The sequence below is a fragment of the Acidobacteriota bacterium genome (assembly GCA_009861545.1).
Classification (GTDB): domain Bacteria; phylum Acidobacteriota; class Vicinamibacteria; order Vicinamibacterales; family UBA8438; genus WTFV01.
The window spans coordinates 39,569-58,088 of record VXME01000132.1 but is presented as its reverse complement, the minus strand read 5'-3'; the positions used below and the strand labels follow the sequence as shown (position 1 = coordinate 58,088).

Annotated in this window: 18 protein-coding genes, 1 tRNA gene and 1 pseudogene; 16 read left to right on the top strand and 4 right to left on the bottom strand. The window is 68.1% G+C overall.

Features of this window, described 5'->3' with window-relative positions:
- The 8 genes and pseudogenes from F4X11_20770 to F4X11_20735 all read left to right on the top strand — a co-directional run.
- The coding region (locus F4X11_20770) for a site-specific integrase (protein ID MYN67426.1) at window positions 1-472 on the top strand (472 nt) is incomplete at its 5' end.
- Between the two features lie 983 nt (window positions 473-1,455).
- Complete coding sequence (locus F4X11_20765) at window positions 1,456-2,043, top strand: Uma2 family endonuclease (protein ID MYN67425.1); 588 nt, start codon at window positions 1,456-1,458, stop codon at window positions 2,041-2,043.
- A 131-nt stretch (window positions 2,044-2,174) separates the two neighbouring features.
- Entirely contained in the window at window positions 2,175-2,423 is a 249-nt protein-coding gene (locus F4X11_20760) for a hypothetical protein (protein ID MYN67424.1), read from the top strand.
- Between the two features lie 232 nt (window positions 2,424-2,655).
- On the top strand, window positions 2,656-3,219 hold the full coding sequence (locus F4X11_20755; protein ID MYN67423.1) for a hypothetical protein: 564 nt from the start codon (window positions 2,656-2,658) through the stop codon (window positions 3,217-3,219).
- Window positions 3,220-3,418: 199 nt separating this feature from the next.
- Window positions 3,419-4,078, top strand: a complete 660-nt coding sequence (locus F4X11_20750) for a hypothetical protein (protein ID MYN67422.1) — start codon at window positions 3,419-3,421, stop codon at window positions 4,076-4,078.
- 266 nt (window positions 4,079-4,344) lie between these two features.
- Entirely contained in the window at window positions 4,345-4,755 is a 411-nt protein-coding gene (locus tag F4X11_20745; GenBank protein MYN67421.1) for a hypothetical protein, read from the top strand.
- Window positions 4,756-5,152: 397 nt separating this feature from the next.
- Window positions 5,153-5,644 carry a hypothetical protein gene (locus F4X11_20740; GenBank protein MYN67420.1) on the top strand — a complete coding sequence of 164 codons (492 nt, stop codon included), beginning with the start codon at window positions 5,153-5,155 and terminating at the stop codon, window positions 5,642-5,644.
- A 547-nt stretch (window positions 5,645-6,191) separates the two neighbouring features.
- Window positions 6,192-6,836 (top strand): annotated as a pseudogene (locus F4X11_20735) (antitoxin of toxin-antitoxin stability system).
- 924 nt (window positions 6,837-7,760) lie between these two features.
- Here the strand turns inward: F4X11_20735 and F4X11_20730 are convergent.
- Both F4X11_20730 and F4X11_20725 read right to left on the bottom strand, forming a co-directional pair.
- A tRNA-Arg gene (locus F4X11_20730) sits at window positions 7,761-7,837 on the bottom strand.
- 365 nt (window positions 7,838-8,202) lie between these two features.
- The gene (locus tag F4X11_20725; GenBank protein MYN67419.1) at window positions 8,203-8,796 is read right to left on the bottom strand and encodes a type II toxin-antitoxin system VapC family toxin; all 594 of its coding nucleotides are present in this window, start codon (window positions 8,794-8,796) and stop codon (window positions 8,203-8,205) included.
- 135 nt (window positions 8,797-8,931) lie between these two features.
- Here F4X11_20725 and F4X11_20720 point away from each other — a divergent pair, with 135 nt between their 5' ends.
- The gene (locus tag F4X11_20720; GenBank protein ID MYN67418.1) at window positions 8,932-9,120 is read left to right on the top strand and encodes a hypothetical protein; all 189 of its coding nucleotides are present in this window, start codon (window positions 8,932-8,934) and stop codon (window positions 9,118-9,120) included.
- Here the strand turns inward: F4X11_20720 and F4X11_20715 are convergent.
- Window positions 9,099-9,509 (bottom strand): hypothetical protein, encoded by a 411-nt coding sequence (locus tag F4X11_20715; protein MYN67417.1) that lies wholly within the window; start codon window positions 9,507-9,509, stop codon window positions 9,099-9,101. The two genes, F4X11_20720 and F4X11_20715, sit on opposite strands and share 22 nt — an antisense overlap.
- A 38-nt stretch (window positions 9,510-9,547) precedes the next feature.
- On the opposite strand from F4X11_20715, the gene F4X11_20710 reads away from it, so the two are divergent.
- On the top strand, window positions 9,548-10,759 hold the full coding sequence (locus F4X11_20710; GenBank protein ID MYN67416.1) for a DUF481 domain-containing protein: 1,212 nt from the start codon (window positions 9,548-9,550) through the stop codon (window positions 10,757-10,759).
- Window positions 10,760-10,830: 71 nt separating this feature from the next.
- Here the strand turns inward: F4X11_20710 and F4X11_20705 are convergent, their stop codons facing one another.
- Entirely contained in the window at window positions 10,831-11,277 is a 447-nt protein-coding gene (locus F4X11_20705; GenBank protein ID MYN67415.1) for a hypothetical protein, read from the bottom strand.
- A 400-nt stretch (window positions 11,278-11,677) separates the two neighbouring features.
- On the opposite strand from F4X11_20705, the gene ilvD reads away from it, so the two are divergent.
- The 6 genes from ilvD (at window position 11,678) to F4X11_20675 (ending at window position 18,434) form a co-directional block, all read left to right on the top strand.
- Window positions 11,678-13,342: a dihydroxy-acid dehydratase gene (ilvD, locus tag F4X11_20700; GenBank protein ID MYN67414.1), complete on the top strand. Its 1,665-nt coding sequence runs from the start codon at window positions 11,678-11,680 to the stop codon at window positions 13,340-13,342.
- 90 nt (window positions 13,343-13,432) lie between these two features.
- Window positions 13,433-15,154 carry a biosynthetic-type acetolactate synthase large subunit gene (gene ilvB / locus F4X11_20695; GenBank protein MYN67413.1) on the top strand — a complete coding sequence of 574 codons (1,722 nt, stop codon included), beginning with the start codon at window positions 13,433-13,435 and terminating at the stop codon, window positions 15,152-15,154.
- Window positions 15,144-15,734 carry an acetolactate synthase small subunit gene (gene ilvN / locus F4X11_20690; protein MYN67412.1) on the top strand — a complete coding sequence of 197 codons (591 nt, stop codon included), beginning with the start codon at window positions 15,144-15,146 and terminating at the stop codon, window positions 15,732-15,734. The genes ilvB and ilvN overlap by 11 nt, the downstream gene beginning before the upstream one ends.
- 214 nt (window positions 15,735-15,948) lie before the next feature.
- Complete coding sequence (gene ilvC, locus F4X11_20685) at window positions 15,949-16,962, top strand: ketol-acid reductoisomerase (GenBank protein MYN67411.1); 1,014 nt, start codon at window positions 15,949-15,951, stop codon at window positions 16,960-16,962.
- A gap of 160 nt (window positions 16,963-17,122) precedes the next feature.
- A complete protein-coding gene (locus F4X11_20680; GenBank protein MYN67410.1) occupies window positions 17,123-17,545 on the top strand; it encodes a hypothetical protein in 423 nt (140 codons plus the stop codon).
- The gene (locus F4X11_20675) at window positions 17,529-18,434 is read left to right on the top strand and encodes a nucleotidyl transferase AbiEii/AbiGii toxin family protein (protein MYN67409.1); all 906 of its coding nucleotides are present in this window, start codon (window positions 17,529-17,531) and stop codon (window positions 18,432-18,434) included. The genes F4X11_20680 and F4X11_20675 overlap by 17 nt, the downstream gene beginning before the upstream one ends.
- Window positions 18,435-18,520: the final 86 nt, after the last annotated feature.

Here is an 18,520-nt window from a genome sequence, read left to right as displayed (position 1 = left end):
ATTCACCGGGATGCGGCCGTCGGAGATCATGCGCTATCGGCCCGAGCACTGGAATCGCGTCGACCGCGTCTTGACCGTTCTCACGGGCAAAGGTGGCCGGACACGCACGATTCCCCTCACGGCCGAAGGAGAAGCGGCATTGCGCGATCTTGAGGCACTCGGGGCCGTCGGGCGGTTCTCGACCTCCACCGTCCATCGAGCATTCCGCCTCGCCCTCGCGAGGCTCGGAATCACGGGCATTCGTCCTTACGACCTCCGCCACAGCTACGGGACCGCCATGTATCAGGTCACCGGCGACACCCGCATCGTGAAGGAGTTGCTGGGGCACTCGACCGCAGCCATGACCGAACGGTACACGCTAGGCCACGTCCCGGCGTACATGCAGATCGCCGCCGCTCGCTTTCAGAAGTTGAGTAACGGTACAGAATCCTCCGAGTCCGCACCAGCGACGGTCCGGAGACCAAGGCAATAACCTCGTTGGCCGCCTACCGTGTTACAGTTTCGCACACACTACGGTGCCCCGCCCGTCGTTGCCGTGCCCGCCGCCGGTCTTTGAGCACCAGCGTGAGGCAGGGTTTGATGATCTCTGGTTCCGTTCTTGGAGCCAGATCCCGGATTCTGCCAGTCCTCAGTATTCTGCGGCACTTCTCGTTGCGCGCTTCCGGTCGATGGAGCGCTCGGACTCCAAACGCTCAAGTTTGACTGCCGAATGATCCACGAAAGTCATCGCGGCCGCAAGGGCAGCGTGGCCGGCCTCTTCGGCGATGAGCCGGTGCATCCGCTGGCATACGCGTCGGTAGGCCGGATGGCCCTGCGGCGCACGTCGACCAGCTCGGTGTCGAAGTCTCGATAGACCGCGTCGACTCGATTCGGGACCCCAGTTCCTATGTCCACGCCGCGAGTCCGCACCTGCGAAATGCCTACCGGTCGAGCGCCGCCCACTTCGTGCCGTACGTACTCGAAGGGGAAGCTGCCCTTTGGCGGCGCGGCCTCTTCCATCTCGCTCTGGACGTCCAGGTGTGCGATGCGGCGATTGGCCCCACCGGCCTTGCGATTCGAATTCCTGCTGGAGGGCGCGCGGATAGGTCAGACGGTGACGGTCGGCGCCTAGGAGATCGTCGCCCAGACCCCCATGCTGCGCGGACCGGGCGCCACCCGGCTACGTGTGCACTGCCGGACGGATTACGCGGACCGCTACGTGTTCCGGGCCGTAGCCATGGTCGCGGACCTCGGCTTCTCGCCGGGGTACGGCCTGCGTGACGTCGATTGCGATGCTGCTCGTCGGCGCCGCGGCGTGCCCGCGACCCCGACGAGTAGCTGAACCAACCTCCATCCAGCGCTCGGCGGCCGAGCGTGGGTTGCTGGTCGGGTACGAAACGAACTTGCCGATTGGACGCCGTGAGATCATAGAACAATGGAAACGAAGACATCCCGGCCGGCGCACAGGAGAGGGCGATGAGCGGCGCCGGTGCGGCGGCGCGGCGCGGCGAGCCCGAAGCGCCTCCCCGGGCCACCTACCAGGACGTGCTCGACGCCCCGGCGCATCGGGTGGCCGAGATCGTCGATGGGAAGCTCTACACCCAGCCGCGGCCGGCCGCGCCCCATGCGCTGGCGAGCTCGTATCTGGGCGATGAACTGGTCGGCCCCTTCGGCAAGGGCCGCGACGGTCCGGGCGGGTGGTGGATCATCGACGAGCCGGAACTGCATCTCGACGAGGACATCCTGGTGCCGGACTTGGCGGGGTGGCGCCGAGAGCGGATGCCCGACTATCCCGAAACGGCGTACTTCAACCTGGCGCCGGACTGGGTATGCGAGGTGCTCTCCCCCTCGACGCGCAAGCTCGACCTGCACGGCAAGCGTCCGATCTACGCCCGCGAAGGGGTCGAGCACCTGTGGCTGGTGGACCCGGCGGACCGGACGCTGGAGGCGCTGGAACTGCGCGAAGGGCAGTGGGTGCTGATTGCGAGCGCGAAGGACGCCGATCCAGTCTGCATCCGTCCCTTCGACGCCGTCACCTTCAGCCTCGGCGGCCTCTGGCCCTGAGGCCGGTGCCATGGCCGGGAGTTGCCTTCTCCCCCGGTCACGGACTCCGGGAATCGGGATACGGGCCGGAGTCGTGAGGATCCTGCCACGTGGTCGGCGCCCGCCCGAACTTCGTCAAGGCGGCCCCCGTCATGTGCGACCTCTGGGGCCGCGCACAGCAGATGCTGGTGCACACCGGCCAGTTCCATGACGCCGCGATGTCTGCGATCTTCTTCTTCGCGGAGCTCGATCTGGCGGCCGCGGTGGAGGTGGCCGAATCCGGCGGCGTGCAGGAAGAGACGACCTGGCTGGGCGTCCCATGCCTGACCGTTCGCGACTCGACAGAGCGTCCGGTGACCCGTGACAGTGGGGATGAACCCCCGTCCTGGATCAAGCTGTAGAGCTTGTTGCTGGCGATCCCGCACGGGCGGGAATGGTCCGGCACGGTTGACAAGGTCAAATGCACAGCAGGCGTTCCCCCGCCAGCGTGGGGATGGCCCGTTCCGATTCGTGCTGCGACTCCAGGTCCGGAACGTCGCCCCGCAGGTGCGGAAAAGTGACAACGGAGCACTAGCCTTCGGTCATAGCCGACGCCCGCCCCGAGCTCAAGGTGCTGTCGGTGGGAGAACAACAATGGATCAGCTCCAGACCGATTGCGACGAACTGCTGTTCGCAGCACGCCGTTCCGTCCGATACCACCGCCACCGCGAAGGCTTCTTTAATCGGGTCCACCAAGTCAGCACCCTCGGAATCGCGTTCCTGGGCGTGGCAACCGTCGTCAGCCTGCTCGCGCAACCGTCCGCCGCCTGGACGTGGCGGCCGCTGGTCGCCGGGGCGCTCACCGCGGTGGTCGCGGTCGCCAGAATCGTTTCCGGTCCAGCGCGCGCGGCACGGCACCACGACACGCTCGCGGTGAGTTTCATCGGCCTCGAGAAGGACATCCTGCGAGCCGCACCGGCGCTGACGCCAGAGACGCTCATGGAACTGCAGACCCGCAGGCTCGACATCGAGGCGACCGAGCCCCCGGTATACCGCGTGCTCGACGCGGTCTGCCACGACGAGCTGGTGACGGCGCTGGGGCGCGATCCCGCCCAACGCACGAACGTCACCAGGTGGCAACGGCGGTGGCGGCACTTCTTCGACGTCGGTGCCCACCGGATCGAGAAGGCCGCCGATCTTCGCGCTGCCGCCCACTGACCCGCCAAGCGCCGGACCCGACGCGCCTCATCGCGAGCCGCAGCTGCAAGAGACACGCGCGCCGCCACAGCTCCACGGCGGCCGCGCTACCCCTCCCGGAACGAGCCGCCCGGGGGTTCCGGAACCAGCCGTCGCGGCCAAAACCGCGAAACCTCGAAGAACGGCACCGCGGACACACAAGCAACCCAGGAGGAAACCGATGGGCGGCGGATCGATGGACTACGCGTACACGCGGATCAACGCCGCGATCGAGGAGTTCGACAAGTCGATAATCAATGGCGGCAACCACCCGCTGCTGCGGCGCCGGCTGGCGGTCCACCTAGCGGCCTGCAGCGAGACGCTGCGCGCGATCGAGTGGGCGGACTCGTGCGACACCGACGCGGAGAACTGGCTGCCGGCGGCCGAGGCGGTGCTCGGGGACGCACCGGAGCCACGCACCCCACGAACACCGAAGGCCACGGCAACAGCCCGCGAGCTCGCGGCGCTGGGGCTGGCGGACTGCGCTGCCACGATCGCCACCACACGGCCCCCGACGAGCTGGCCGCTGCTCTCGCGCGACGGCTACGTGGGCACGCTTGAGGCAAGCGACAACCGCATCGTCATCCGCTTCGAGGCGGGCGACAAGTTCGACCCGGGCCAGCCGGCAGCGCGACCGACCGAGGCAGGCGACTGGGAGGTCGTCGTCGGCGACACGTGCGTCGCGCGCCCGACGACCAGGGAAGAGGCCGAGGCGCTGTGCGCCGAAACGGCCGTGCGGGCGCACACCGACCCGGCGGCCTACTGGCACGACAGCATCTACAACCGCGAAACCGGCGGCCGCGCCGTCGAGATCGAGATCGGCGCGCCACCCCGGCGCTGAGCGCAACCCGGCCAGCGGCAGAGCACGACCGACGGTCCCAGAGAGACCGCAGAGCGACAGGCAACGACCCGACCCCGAGGCTGCCGCGAGAGACATCATCGAAGGGCTCAAGAAGGACGTCGAGAACGGCGAGAGGCTTCTCGCGGACCTGCAACGCGACACGAAGGCGGCGGCGGCGGCCGGCGACCAGCCCAAGGTGGCCGAGCTGAACGAGCTCGAAACCAAGCTCGACGGCGATCGCCGACGGCCGCAACACGATCGAGGTCGTGCGCTTGGTCGGCGAGCAGATGGCCCTGCAGGACTACGCGCGCAGGGACGGCGACGCGCCGATGGCGACCCGCGTCCTCGGGTTCATCGCCGAGGGCGACGGCCGCACGCGCGCGGAGACGCTGGCCGCGTTCGAGCCGCTGGGCACCAGGCGCACGTCGATCGACAACGCGGTCGCGGAGCTGTGCGCAGCAGGGCTGATACGGCGCACCGGCCGCGGCGTCGTCGAGGCCGACTACAAGCGGGCGTGGGAGGCCATCGCGGCCGAGCGCAAAGCCGCCGGGGGCACGCTGACCGCGCGCATCCTGCGGATGATCGAGCACGAGGGACCGTGCGGCCGGAACGCCATCATCGCGCGGCTGCAGCCCGACGGCGCCACGCCCGGCGGCATCGACGCGAACCTGAAGTGACTGCGCGAGCGGGGCCGCGTCCGATCGCTGCGCGAGGGACGCTCCACACGCTACGAAGCGGTGGACGCGAGCGCCGGAACCCCGGAAACGCAGGCCAGGTAAACGGGACCGCGTCGACCCGAACACCATCCCCGTCGGCGTCCGCCGACAGACGACGCCCCGACCAGCGGGGATCGAAGCGAAACAACAGCACCGCCGCGAAGGCGCCCGGGACGTCCGCCCAGACGGACCACCGATCGAAGCGAATGCGAGCAGAGCGCGGCAGGCGAGGACGAATGCGTGCACCTGCCGTGCTGCCCGCAGTGCGGCTTCCCGATGGTCAACGCCACCGTACCCAAGGGCAGCCACCACGACCCCGCGGTGCAGTACGCACCACGACGTTAGCGAGGACAACACGATGATCGAACAGATCCGCGGCCAGGGCAGCGACGACTTGCACTTCCGGAGCGGCGGCAAGCGGCTCGACCCCGAGGAACGCCTGCCGATCTACCTGCTCGACTACGAGCCGGACGAGCTCGAGCCGGACGCGCGCGCCGCCCGCGAACGCATCATCGAGGGATGCGCGACCGAGGCGGACGCCGAGCTCGACGAGGGATGCAGCGGGTGCGGCGACCGCCACCGCCCGGACTTCTCCGGCGACTGCAGGAACGATTTCCAGTCGTTCACCGAGATGGAGCCGCACTGGGAGAAGTACGGCATCGAACCCGACTACGTGTGCAGGGGAAACAACAGGTGGGTGAACCGCATCACCCTGCACGCGGCACTGGCCGCCGACGGCCTCGGGACGGACGCCCCGCCGGAAGCGCGCCGGACCGCAGCGCGCAAGTACCTGCTCGACGTGCGCAGCGAGCGCGGGTACCCGATCCCCACCGCCGACGCCAACGGCTGATGGTCCGTGCAAAGCACGCCGCCACAAGCTCGCACAGCGAGCCCGCCCCGCACGCCGGGGAAGCGCGCAAGGCGGCAGCAGGCAACGCCCGGCAACAACCAGCGGGATGAACCGAAGCGGGTCTGCGAGCGCCTCAAGAGGCTGCGAGACCCCCGCAACGTGCGGGGAGGGCCAGCACGCACGCTGCGGGTAGCGCTGCTTCGGCAACCCAACCCACACCTGTGGGGATGCGCCGTGGATCGTCCGAGGCGAGGCCGAAGGAACCGCACAGCGGCCCCGCACCCGTGGTGATGGTCCAGCGCGCACGGGCCGCCTGACGGGTTTCCAACGAGGCAGCCGGCCCGTGCACGGGAATGGACCACGGTGGAGACCGCCTTCACCCAGGGGCTTTTCGGCTCCCCCGCCCGCTCGGGGATCGGCCGCTCTCCGAGCTGGGGCCAGCTCGACGACCAGCAACTGCCCCGCGCAGGGCGGGGATGAGTAAACACCAAAGCGACCGCAGAGATGGTCGCCCGGGAGCCGTGATCGAGAACGGCGCGAGGAGAAGATGCCGCGAGTCATCCACACGACGGCGTACGGGATCGGCGAGCTCGAAGGAAAGGCCAAGGACCGCGCCCGGCGCTGGTACATCGACGAGGTCCTCAACACGAGCGGGACGTGGCACGAGGCGGTGTTCGACGACTTCGAGCAGATTTGCACGATCCTGGGCATCACGCTGAAAAAGCACCAGCAACGCGTCGCGGGGCGCAGGGGGAGCGCCGTCGAGCGACCGTGCATCTGGTTCAGCGGGTTCTGCCACCAAGGGGACGGTGCGTGCTTCGAGGGAGAGTGGGAGTACGCCGGCGGGTGCAGCCAGCGGATCCGCAAGCACGCGGCCACGGACGCGCAACTGCACGTGATCGCCGACGCCCTGACCGCAGCGCAACGTCCGAACTTCTATCGCTTGCGGGCCGACATCGGGCACCAGGGGCTCTACTACCACGAGCACTCGATGACGATCAGCATCGAGCGGGACGACGCCGACGGCCGCGAACCGACCGAAGGAACCGCCGAATCGGCCGCCGAGACGCTGCGCGACCTGGCGCGGTGGCTGTACCGGCAGCTCGAGAGCGAGTACGAGGCCGAATGCTCGGACGAGGCGGTCGACGACAGCCTCGAAGCGAACGAATGGCTGTTCAACAGGCAAGGTCGGTTCATCAGCTGGATCGAGGACGAAGCGACACGCAACGGAGGGTCGGGAGACGCCGGACAAGCCCGAGCGTAGAGCCACGAACCGAACGCGTCGAACAGCGCCGGACCGACACACGCGACGAGGGGTCGACACGCGGACAGGACCGACAGCAGTCAGCGAGAGGCCGCCCGCGGCGTAGACCGAACCGCAGCGCGGCACGTCGTCCACCCGCAAGACGCCGCAAGCGCCGGCGAGGCGGCCGGACTGGACCGGGAGTCGCAACGCGCCCGAGGGCTTCCCAAGCCCGGTCGGGAAGCGTCGACCGGTAGTCGCAAAGCGCACGCCCGGGCGTGTAAACCCGCCAGAGACCACCGGGGCCAGGACCGCGGCGGCGACGACGGCAACCGCCACGGCGGGACACCGCTTCCCCGACCGAACACCCAGGTCTCCCGCTCCTTCAACAAGGACAATGAGCCAGAAGGATCCACACGGGCGCAGCCGCCACCAACCGGCCCGCGGATGAACCCCTGGCACTCGCCGAGTGAGCCCCGGAGATCCCTAACCCCAGACGACGATTGCGTTGCAATCACGACGCGACGGAGGCATGCAGCTCGCCGAGTCGGCACGGAGTCGACGGCGACTGCCGGGACCCGGGATGCGGGCTCGGATGAACACGCGTCGGACGGCTGGAGGGCGAGAACGGCGACCGCGTTGACGGCCGATCTCCGACGTGATCGTACGTTCCTAGCCGGCGATGACGCTGGCTCAGACGGCGCAGGTCTGCCGCCGACCTCTGCCTGCTAACTTTTCTGCTAACTTTTGGAGTTATCAGGGGCCTTTTTGCGGCACTTTCTGACCTGTTCTGACCCTGCGGCAGATCGCGCTACGGGCTCCAAAAAAGCGCGAAAACAGGGCGTTTTTACTACAGAAACAGGCCGCGAGAGGTGGCGCGCCCGGCTGGATTCGAACCAGCGACCCTCGGTTTAGAAGACCGATGCTCTATCCTGCTGAGCTACGGGCGCATCCTTTAGAATCAATAGCTTACGCGAAACGTCGTTTCACTGCCGGCCGGTTCTGCCAGCCGTTCCGGTACGGAATCGCGTCCGATGTCGCCTCGGCGCGCCGAAGTCGCTCGATCGCCTCGACGTGTTCTCCAGTTGCGGCGGGCGTAGAGATCGTCGTCTTCTCCGGATCCGTGCGGCCGTGCAGATCAGGAGCGTCCGCCACGTCCGCCGTCCTGTCGCGATAGCATCCCGGATTCGATACACCTTGAACGGTGCGCGACCGGCGCGCCGGGCTGCCCCGCGTAGCACCTTGCATCAGCCTCAAGCGTACAGCAGTCCCGCCGGGCGTTCCCGTCCCTGAGTCGCGGTCGTTGAGCACCGCTCTAGTCCCACGGATTCACGATCGCGACCCCTGTCGGCTCGAAGTCGCCGACGTTGCGCGTCGCGACGCGCATTCCGTGGACCAGTGCGATCGCTGCGATCTGCCCGTCCTGGATGTTGAGCCGTCGGCCGGCGCGTTCCGCGGCTGCGGCCACGTCCCCGTACCGCTCGGCGGCGCGTTCGTCGAATGAGAAGACCCTGCCGCGGAACTGCATGCAGGTCGCTTGCCAGAAGTGCAGCAGGCTTGATTGTCGGCGGCCGTCGGGCAGGCGTGCGATCCCGTACCGTAGTTCTGCCAGGGCGATGGTCGGCAGCCCGAGTGCCGGCTCGTTGACTTCCAGCCACGCGATCACGCGTGGCTCCGGCGTCGACTTTGTCAGTTCCGACAGGACGTTGGTGTCGACCAGGATCACGCGAGTTCTGCCGGCTCCTGCTGCTGTCTGTGCTCTCGGATGAATGGCTCGATGTCCTCGCCGGGGTCGACCAGAGCGATGAGGTCGTGCGGGAACCTGCCCGCGGACGAAGCTTCCTCGGCGGCTTGGTCGAGGATCGAGCGCACTAGGGCTTCGAGGCTCCAACCGCGCTGTTCGGCGCATCGCCGCAGCCGCGCCTTCGATTCTGCTGACAGGTTGCGAATCGTGATGCTTGCCATAGAACTTCCTGCGCGATCATTCTCCTGATGATTGCATGCAATCACTTCGTGGGCAAGTCCCGCTCGCCGTTTCGGGGCCGTGCTGACGTCGTACCCCGCATCATGGACCGAGACCATCGGGGTCCGGGCGCTGGAGGACGTCGCGGCCGGCGCGTCCGCGGCGGCGACCGAGCCCGACATGCTTCGCTCCAGCGCCGGGTGGCCGCGCCGCACGGCGGCGTCGGAGCTGCTGGCGACGAATTCCGGCTACGCGCCGGAGAGCTCGTAAGCCTCTGCCAGCCAGTCGGTAATGGGCGGCTCCACCTCGTCCCGGTGGCGGATGGGAATCGTGTGCCGCAGCTTGGATTTCGACACCCGGTCCACACGGCGCACCTGCGGGGCCTCGACGACGCGGCAGAGGAAGACGCACACCTCGAGGAACGTCCGCTTCGGTCGGACGAAGAAGTAGCAGGACCTCCTCGCGAACATGATCGACTTGTGCGACGCGTAGATCCGTTGGGCGCCGAACTCGGTTGCGGTCTCGCGCAGCCGTTCCCAGGCCTCCTGCAGTTCCTCGGAGAGGTCGGCGGTCAACGCCGCTTCGGTCGTCGTCCAGCAGTCGTGCTCCTCGCCTTCTTCGACCCACTGCTTGCAGTGGTAGCACTCGTGGCCGCTCATGCCGGATTCTACGCTCTGTGCCGCTGGTGGCGCGCCGGATGAAGCCGGCATCCGTGCGGGTCCGCCGTGGGCCTGCAGCCACTCTACGCGAGCTTGCGAGGGCGCTTCGCAGCCCTCAGCACGCGCCCGGAGGGGACAGGAACGGTTCGAGTTTCAGTCTGGTGCGGTCGGCAGACCGGTCCTTCGGCCGTTCGGTCTACGATCACCGACGCTTGGAGCTGGCCCGTCGCCAGCGTCCAGTTTCCGCAGCTTCAGCAACCCCGTGGAGGAAGACCCGAATGCGAACGGATTGGCGGACGGTACCGCTGCTGCTGGCCTGGCTGGCGACGATGGTGGCCGGCGGCGGCGCACAGGAACCCGACACGGCCGAGGAAGACGCCGGCTGGTCGAACGCAACGGAGCTGAGTGTCGTCCGGGCCGGTGGGAACGCCGATACCCAGACGTTCGGATTCAAGAACACCCTGCGCCGCAACTGGACCGCGGCGCGGGCCCGGTTGCGCGTGGACGGCATTCGCGCGCGGACGGGCGGCGACCGGATTCTCGTCGTCGAGCCGGGGCTGCGCTTCGTGCCCGGCGAGCTCCCGGACGAGTTCGAGACGGCTGTCGCCCGGGCGGACGGCCCGCCGGACGTCGAGCAGTACTTCGTCGAGGGACGTCTGGAGGTGAACATCAGCGACCGGTTCTTCTGGAATACGGGCACGAGTTGGGATCGCAACAACGACGCCGGCATTCGCAACCGCTACATCGCCTTCGGCGGCGTCGGCAACGTCTGGGCCGACACGGACGACCTGTCGTTCTCCACCGGCTACGGGATCAGCTACACCGCGCGGGAGGAACTCGAACCGGACGCCGCGAAGGACGACCGGTTCGGAGGCTTCCGTCTGGACAGCGACTATCATCACCGGCTCGGCGCCGCACTGGAGTTGGACAGCGACCTGGCGCTGAACGTGAATCTTCTGTCGGCCTCCGACTACTCCCTGAACGTCACCAACGCGGCCGGCGTCGCCATGAACGATCACTTGTCGTTGCGGATCAGCCTCCAGCATCTGTATGAGCATCGGCCGGCTCTGGAGGATGCCGCCATCCGTGCGCACGTCATGCTGAACGACCCCGACGGCACGCCGGGCAGCGGCGACGAAGTGTTCGAGACGGCCGCGGCGGGCGGCGCCGTGCTCGACCTCGGCACGGGTCGGATCCGCAAGGCCGGCCTCGACGCGATCCTTCGGACCGCGCTCGTGATCAGCTTCTGAAGCTGGTCGCGCCACCGCCCCAAGCGCGGATCATTCGAGCGGGAAACACTTGAGCGACGGTTCGGCTCAGGTCAGAGTATCGGTCTTCGTTCACAACCGTCGCACGGGTACGTCCTGTCTCGATCGCCCCCCGATCGGACCACGAACGACAGATCGTTGCCGGGCGCGCTGCAGATGATCTCGAACTCGTGCGTCTCGCCCGTTGCGATTCCGTCGGGGAACGTGTGCTCGCAGGTGCGTCGTGAGGCGGTCTCGCCACGCCAGACCAACGCCTGGATCCGCGGGAACGGATCGCTGGCAGCCGGCGTGCCCGGATCCGCAAGCTGGAGCGATCCGGTGATCCGGCGACCCATCGGGTTGCCCGTCTCCGGATTCGTCGCGATCTCCACCTGCACGTCGCTGACGCTTGCGGTCGGGTTCGGGGGCGGTGGGGAACAGCCGACCATCGTGGCTACGGCCGCCACCGCGAGCAGGCGCAGGCCGGTTTCTGCCCCGTGGGGTACTGCTCGCTCTTGCATGCTTCTCTACCTCCTTCGGTGCGCCTGCCGGGGCGCTCGGTGCCTGACTGATGATAGCGCAGGCACCACTATATCCGCGGCGCGGACTCCCGAGTCCGCCAGCGTCGCGAACGCACCCGGCGCAGCGCTTCGATCCGGCGGCGGTGGTGATGCGTGTGGATTATGAAAGTGTAAAGATCATAAACTTGACTGCCAGGCCTGGAGGCGCGGTAGAATGGTGCAGCCGCCGGGGCGGCCCTTCGACCCATGCACACGACACGGGAGTTCCTCGACATCGCCATCGTCATCGTTATCGTGGCCGGCGCGATTGCGCCGGCCGCTAACGGATGATGTTCCCGACACCATCAACAGAGAGACCACGAGGGGCCATCATCCGACACCGGGTGATGGCCTTTTTGCTATGAGCACACGCAAGAGCGCCGCGATTACCGAAGGACCGAGCCGGGCGCCGGCCCGCGCCATGCTGAAGGCGGTCGGTTTCACCGACGCCGACCTGGCCCGGCCGATCATCGGGGTCGCCAACACCTGGATCGAGATCGGGCCGTGCAACTACCACCTGCGCGATCTCGCCGAGGAGGTGAAGGCGGGCATCCGGGCCGCCGGCGGGACGCCGATGGAGTTCAACACGGTGTCGATCTCCGACGGCATCACGATGGGCAGCGAGGGGATGAAGGCCTCGCTCGTCAGCCGCGAGGTGGTGGCCGATTCCATCGAGCTGGTCGCGCGCGGCAACCTGTTCGACGGCATCGTGATCCTGGTCGGCTGCGACAAGACGATTCCCGGCGGGGTGATGGCGCTGGTGCGGCTCGACATTCCCGGTCTGGTGCTCTACGGCGGCTCGATCGCGCCGGGACGGTGGGAGGGACGCGATGTCACGATCCAGGACGTGTTCGAGGCGGTCGGCACTCACGCGGCGGGCAAGATGACCGACGAGCAGCTCTGCGCGCTCGAGGACGTCGCCTGTCCGGGGCCCGGGGCCTGCGGCGGGCAGTTCACCGCCAACACGATGTCGACGGTCTGCGAGCTGCTCGGCGTGTCGCCGATGAGCGCGAACGGGGTGCCGGCCATGGAGGCGGAGAAGGGCGACGTGTCCCGCCGCGCCGGCGCGCTCGTGATGGACCTGGTGAAGGAGGATCTCCGGCCGCGGCGGATCGTCACGCGGGAGGCGCTCGACAACGCCATCGCCGCGGTTGCGTCCACCGGCGGCTCGACCAACGCGGTCCTGCACCTGCTGGCGATAGCCCACGAGGCGGGCGTCGACCTGAAGATCGAGGACTTCGACCGCGTCAGCGAGCGCACGCCGCTGCTGGCGGACCTGAAGCCGGGCGGACGTTTCGTCGCCACCGACCTCTACCGGGCCGGCGGAATCGGTCTGGTGGCCAGGCGGCTGAGCGAGGCCGGCCTGCTCAACCGCGACTGCGTCACGGTGACGGGGCAGACCATCGGCGAGGTCGCGGATGCGGCGGCGGAAACGGCGGGCCAGGAGGTGGTGCGGCCCGTATCCGCGCCGATAACACCGACAGGCGGCCTCGTCATCCTCAAGGGGAACCTGGCCCCGGACGGGTGCGTGGTGAAGGTGGCGGGCCACGACCCGGCGACGCATCGCGGACCGGCTCGGGTGTTCGACTGCGAGGAAGACGCCTTCGAGGCGGTCGAGCAGGGGCGGATTCGACCCGGCGACGTCGTGGTGATTCGCTACGAGGGGCCGAGCGGCGGGCCGGGCATGCGGGAGATGCTGGGGGTGACCGCCGCCATCGTCGGCGCGGGGCTGGGCGAGTCGGTGGCCCTGCTGACCGACGGCCGGTTCTCGGGCGCCACCCGCGGCATGATGGCCGGGCACGTGGCTCCGGAGGCGGCGCGCGGAGGCCCGATAGCCGTGGTGCGTGACGGCGACACGATTCTGTTCGACGAGCGCAACCGGAGGTTGCAGCTCGAGGTGGGCGACGAAGAGCTGCAGGCGCGTCTGGCCGTGTGGCGGGCGCCGGAGCCGCGCTTCGAGAGTGGCGTGATGGCCAAGTACGCGCGGCTGGTTTCGTCGGCTGCGACGGGTGCGGTGACGAGCTGAGGGCGGCCGTCGGTGACGCGTGCGGCGGCGGAAGCGAGCGCAGCCCGCGCTTGGAGACGAGGGATCGGGAACAGGAAGCAGGAACAGGCGATGGCTTCGATGAGAACGGGCGCGCAGATCATCTGGGAAGCGCTGGTGCGCGAGGGCGTCAGCACCGTCTTCGGCTATCCGGGGGGGGCTATTCTGCCCGCCTACGATGCGATGCTGGAGTACCCGATCCGCCACGTGCTGGTGCGCCACGAGCAGGGCGCCACGCACATGGCCGACGGCTACGCGCGCGCGAGCGGGGAAGTGGGCGTGGCGGTCGCCACCTCCGGGCCCGGCGCCACGAACATGGTGACCGGCATCGCGACGGCGATGCTCGATTCGTCGCCGCTGCTGTGCATCACAGGTCAGGTGGGCAGCAAGCTGATCGGGTCGGACGCGTTCCAGGAGACCGACGTCACCGGCGTCACCCTGCCGATCACCAAGCACAACTACCTGGTGTCGCACGTCGACGAGATCGCGCCGGTGATCCACGAGGCGATGTACGTCGCCCGCTCCGGCCGGCCGGGGCCGGTGCTCGTCGACATCACCAAGGACGCGCAGCAGGGATCGACCGAGGGCGACTGGCATCCGCGGGACGTCAAGCTGCCCGGCTACCGGCCCGACCTGCGCGCCTCGGAAGCGGAGTACCGGCGCGCCGCCGAGCTGCTGAACAGCGCCAAGCGGCCGATCATCTTCGCCGGCCACGGCGTGCTGCTCTCGGGTGCGATGAACCAGGTCCGCGAGCTGGCCGAGCGCGCCGACATCCCGATCGCCATGACCTTGCTCGGCATCGGCGGGGTGCCGGCCGAGCACCCGCTGAACATGGGCATGATGGGGATGCACGGCGAGGCGTGGGTCAACGCCGCCATCCAGGAGGCGGACCTGCTGCTGGCCCTCGGCATGCGCTTCGACGACCGGGTCACCGGCAACGTGCGGACCTACGCCCCGAACGCGCGCAAGATCCACATCGACATCGATCCGGCCGAGTTCAACAAGAACGTCAAGGTGGACGTGGCCCTCGCCGGCGACCTGTCGGCCGTTCTGGACGACCTGGCCCCGCTCGTCGAGGCGGGCGACCGCGCCTCGTGGCTCGCCACGATCAACGACATGAAGGGCGACGTCGCGGTGCGCGACATCCAGAACCTGCCCGACAGCGGGCACCTCTACGCGGCGCACGTCATCAACGACATCTGGCGCATGACCGGCGGGCGGGCCATCGTCGTCACCGACGTAGGCCAGCACCAGATGTGGGAGGCGCAGTACTACCACCACCGGGACCCGCGAACACTGATCACGTCGGGCGGCCTCGGGACGATGGGCTTCGCCCTGCCGGCCGCCGTCGGCGCGAAGCTGGCGCGGCCCGACGCCGAGGTGTGGGTGGTGGCCGGCGACGGCGGGTTCCAGATGACGATGGCCGAGCTGGCGACGATCGCGCAGGAGAAGATCAAGATCAACGTCGCGATCATCAACAACGGCTATCTGGGCATGGTCCGCCAGTGGCAGGAGTTCTTCTACGAGCGGCGCTACGCGGCGACGCCGCTGCTGAGCCCCGACTTCGCGAAGCTGGCCGAGTGCTTCGGCCTCGGCGGCGCGACGGTGAAGACCCGCGGTGAGGTCGAGCCGACGGTGGAGCGGGCGCGGGCCGACGAGCGGACCGTGGTCATCGATTTCCAGGTGGAGCAGGAGGACACGGTCTACCCGATGGTGCCGGCCGGCGCCGACCTGCACAACATGATCCGGCGCCCGAGCCCGGCGCCGATCGTGGAGACCGCCGATGACGAGTAGCAAGCGGCACACCTTCGTGGTCTACGTGGAGGACAAGCCGGGCGTGCTCAACCGGGTCGCGTCGCTGTTTCGCCGGCGCGCCTTCAACATCGAGTCGCTGACCGTCGGCCACGCCGAGATCCCGGGCGCCTCGCGCATGACCATCGTGGTCCGTACCGACGCCATCGGCGCCCGGCGGCTGGAGGCCAATCTCTACAAGCTGGTCAACGTGCTGCGGGTTCACGACATCACCACCGGCCCCACGATTTTCCGCGAGCTGGCGATGATCAAGGTCGGGGCGAACGCCGACACGCGGACCCACGTCATGCAGCTCGTCGACGTCTTCCGGGCGCGGGTGGTCGACGTGGCGCCCGACTCGGTGGTCATCGAGACGACCGGCACCGAGGACAAGATCGACGGCCTGCTCGAAGTGCTCCGCCCCTACGGCATCATCGAGCTGGTCCGGACGGGCCGCGTCGGCATGACGCGCGGCGCCCGCAGCGTGATGATCGATCCGGAGGAGCGGCAGGAACCGTTCTCTCCGACCACGGCGGCCGACGCAGCCGACGCGGACGACCCGAACGTGTCGTACTCGGTGTAGACTGTCGCGTTTCGCGTTCGACTCGCATGCACCGGTTTCCCGACAGGGGACCCCGGTCCCGGGCGGGCGGCGGCTGATCGTCAGCCGAGAGTCTGCGCGGCGAGGGCGCGCCGGGCCGATGACGCCGGCTCGGCATCCGTGCCGCGGAGACGGCGCCGACGACGCCGGGCCGGCACCCGCCGATTCACCAGCAACATCGCGAGGATTTGAGCAGATGGCAACGATCTACTACGACGACTCCGCGGACCTCTCGCACATCCAGGGCCGGAAGGTCGCGATCTTCGGCTACGGTTCGCAGGGGCACGCCCATGCGCTGAACCTGAAGGACAGCGGCGTCGAGGTGCGGGTGGCCCTGCATGCCGGCAGCCGCTCGAAGGCGAAGGCGGAGGCCGAGGGCCTGACGGTCGTGGCCGGCGGCGATGCCGCGGCCTGGGCCGACGTCGTCATGATCCTGACTCCCGACACGACGCAGGCCGGGATCTACGCCGCGCAGATCGCGCCGCACCTCGGCGCCGGCAAGATGCTGATGTTCGCCCACGGGTTCAACATCCGCTTCAAGACCATCCAGCCGCCGGCCGACGTCGACGTCACCCTGATCGCGCCGAAGGCCCCTGGTCATCGGGTCCGCGAGGTCTTCCTCGAAGGCGGCGGCACGCCGGCCCTCATCGCGGTCGAGCAGGACGCTACCGGCCATGCGAAGGAGCACGCCCTTTCCTACGCCAAGGCGCTCGGCCTGACCCGCGCCGGTGTCATCGAGACCACGTTCGCCGAGGAGACCGAGACCGATCTGTTCGGCGAGCAGACCGTGCTCTGCGGCGGCGTCAGCGCGCTGGTCAAGGCCGGTTTCGAGACGCTGGTCAAGGCGGGCTACCAGCCGGAGGTCGCCTACTTCGAGTGCATGCACGAGTTGAAGCTGATCGTCGACCTGTTCTACCGCGGAGGCCTCAACTACATGCGCTACTCGGTCAGCGACACCGCCGAGCACGGCGACTACACCGGTGGCCCGCGCATCGTCACCGACGAGACCCGCGCGGCGATGCAGCAGGTCCTGCAGGAGATCCAGGACGGCACCTACGCCCGCAAATGGATCGACGAGGACAAGGCGGGGCGGCCCTGGTTCATGGCGCAGCGGCGGCAGGAGCAGGCGCACCGGATCGAGAAGGTGGGGGAGGAGCTGCGGGCGATGATGCCGTTCCTCGACGCGGTGACGCTGAAGGAGGACGTGTAGGGGTAGCGTTCTTTCGGCCATCACGAACGGTCGGTCGGAACGGGGCGCACGTCCCTGTCGGAATCGCGGAATCGAGGGGTTTCCGCCGTTGACCGGCCGTCCTGAAGTGTCGTATTTTTGTATGGGCTGAGTGTTGTATTTTCGCAGGGGACCGACGACCATGAGCACGGCCAGGAAACCGCTGGAGCGCCGTATGGCGGAGCGGATCGCGCGCAAGAAAGCGAGCGTCTTCCTGCGCGACGATTTCAAGGATCTCGGTGGGTACGATCAGATCGGCCGGGGCCTGCGGAAGCTGACCGCCAAGGGGCAGATCATCCGGATCGGCTACGGCGTTTACGCCCGGGCGGTTCTGTCGCCGCTCTCCGGCAAGACCGTTCCTGCGAAGCCGCTCCCCGCGCTTGCGGTCGAGGTTCTGTCACGTCTCAACGTCGAAGCTGCGCCATCGAGTTTCGCTCGCGCCTACAACGCGGGAACCACGACCCAGGTGCCGACCGGGCGTGTGATTGCCGTCAAGGGGCGCTTCTCGCGCAAGATCGGCTACGGCGGCAAGTACGCCGTCTTCGAGCGTGCCACCGGAGCCTGAGCTGATCGAGGCGATTGCCACGGATCTCGGTGTCGATCCGTCCTTGGTGGAGAAGGACTGGTACGCGATCCGGCTGGTTGCGACGATTACCAATGTCAGGCAGGACAATCTCATGCTTGTCTTCTCCGGCGGCACCAGCCTTTCCAAGGGCTACGACCTCATCCAGCGTTTCTCCGAGGACCTCGACTTCAAAGTTCTTCTTCCAGACGTCGGGATCACACGGCCCGCTCGCCGGAACTACCGGAGAGCGATTCTCGAGGCGATCCGCGCCGATGACGACTGGACGCTTGAAGATGACGACGTGGAGGTCGGGAATGACCACCACTTCTTCCGATGTCAGGTCGCCTATCCCACGCGCTTCACTGTGGCACCTGCCTTGCGTCCGAGGCTGCAGCTCGAGGTAACGCTTGCCCGTCCGGCCCTTGCACCGGAGGAACGTTCGCTGCGGAGCTTCGTCGCCGAGGCGCGACAGGAACAGCCCGAGGTCCCACAGATCAACTGTGTTGCGCCGGCAGAGACCGCGGCCGACAAGATCAGCGCCCTTACCTGGCGCGTATTGGATCAGCGTACCCGCAACGATCGCACGCTGATTCGACATGTGCACGATCTGGCGGCACTTGAACCTCTCGCAACGGCGCACCAGGCGTTCCCCGCGTTGCTACGTCGATTGCTGGAAGCCGACGCCACGCGAGGCGGCCCGGGTCCGCACCTCGACACGCTGACCCCCGTCGAACGTCTCGCTACTGCGCTCAATGTACTGACCGAGCAGCGACACGCGGCAGATTACGAGCGCTTCGTCCACGCTATGTGCTACGGCACGGAGAACGAGACTCCGACATACCAGGACGGCCTCGACGCCATCCGTCGCCTTGGGCAGCGTTTGGAGTGACTGGACCGCCGTAGACTGCCCCACCGTCGAGCGTTCTTGTCAAGCACTGGAGCTCATTGACGTCGGGCACGCGAGAGTAAAAGCAA

Bases quoted from the DNA above. Each gene is read 5' to 3' on its own strand.
- ilvD (MYN67414.1), top strand. From the start codon at position 11,678: ATGAGCACACGCAAGAGCGCCGCGATTACCGAAGGACCGAGCCGGGCG.
- F4X11_20725 (MYN67419.1), bottom strand. From the start codon at position 8,796: ATGCGCCGAACAGCGCGGTTGGAGCCTCGAAGCCCTAGTGCGCTCGAT.
- F4X11_20755 (MYN67423.1), top strand. From the start codon at position 2,656: ATGGATCAGCTCCAGACCGATTGCGACGAACTGCTGTTCGCAGCACGC.
- F4X11_20680 (MYN67410.1), top strand. From the start codon at position 17,123: ATGAGCACGGCCAGGAAACCGCTGGAGCGCCGTATGGCGGAGCGGATC.
- F4X11_20740 (MYN67420.1), top strand. From the start codon at position 5,153: ATGATCGAACAGATCCGCGGCCAGGGCAGCGACGACTTGCACTTCCGG.
- F4X11_20750 (MYN67422.1), top strand. From the start codon at position 3,419: ATGGGCGGCGGATCGATGGACTACGCGTACACGCGGATCAACGCCGCG.
- F4X11_20765 (MYN67425.1), top strand. From the start codon at position 1,456: ATGAGCGGCGCCGGTGCGGCGGCGCGGCGCGGCGAGCCCGAAGCGCCT.
- F4X11_20715 (MYN67417.1), bottom strand. From the start codon at position 9,509: ATGAGCGGCCACGAGTGCTACCACTGCAAGCAGTGGGTCGAAGAAGGC.
- F4X11_20760 (MYN67424.1), top strand. From the start codon at position 2,175: ATGTGCGACCTCTGGGGCCGCGCACAGCAGATGCTGGTGCACACCGGC.
- F4X11_20705 (MYN67415.1), bottom strand. From the start codon at position 11,277: ATGCAAGAGCGAGCAGTACCCCACGGGGCAGAAACCGGCCTGCGCCTG.
- F4X11_20710 (MYN67416.1), top strand. From the start codon at position 9,548: ATGAAGCCGGCATCCGTGCGGGTCCGCCGTGGGCCTGCAGCCACTCTA.
- ilvC (MYN67411.1), top strand. From the start codon at position 15,949: ATGGCAACGATCTACTACGACGACTCCGCGGACCTCTCGCACATCCAG.
- ilvB (MYN67413.1), top strand. From the start codon at position 13,433: ATGGCTTCGATGAGAACGGGCGCGCAGATCATCTGGGAAGCGCTGGTG.
- ilvN (MYN67412.1), top strand. From the start codon at position 15,144: ATGACGAGTAGCAAGCGGCACACCTTCGTGGTCTACGTGGAGGACAAG.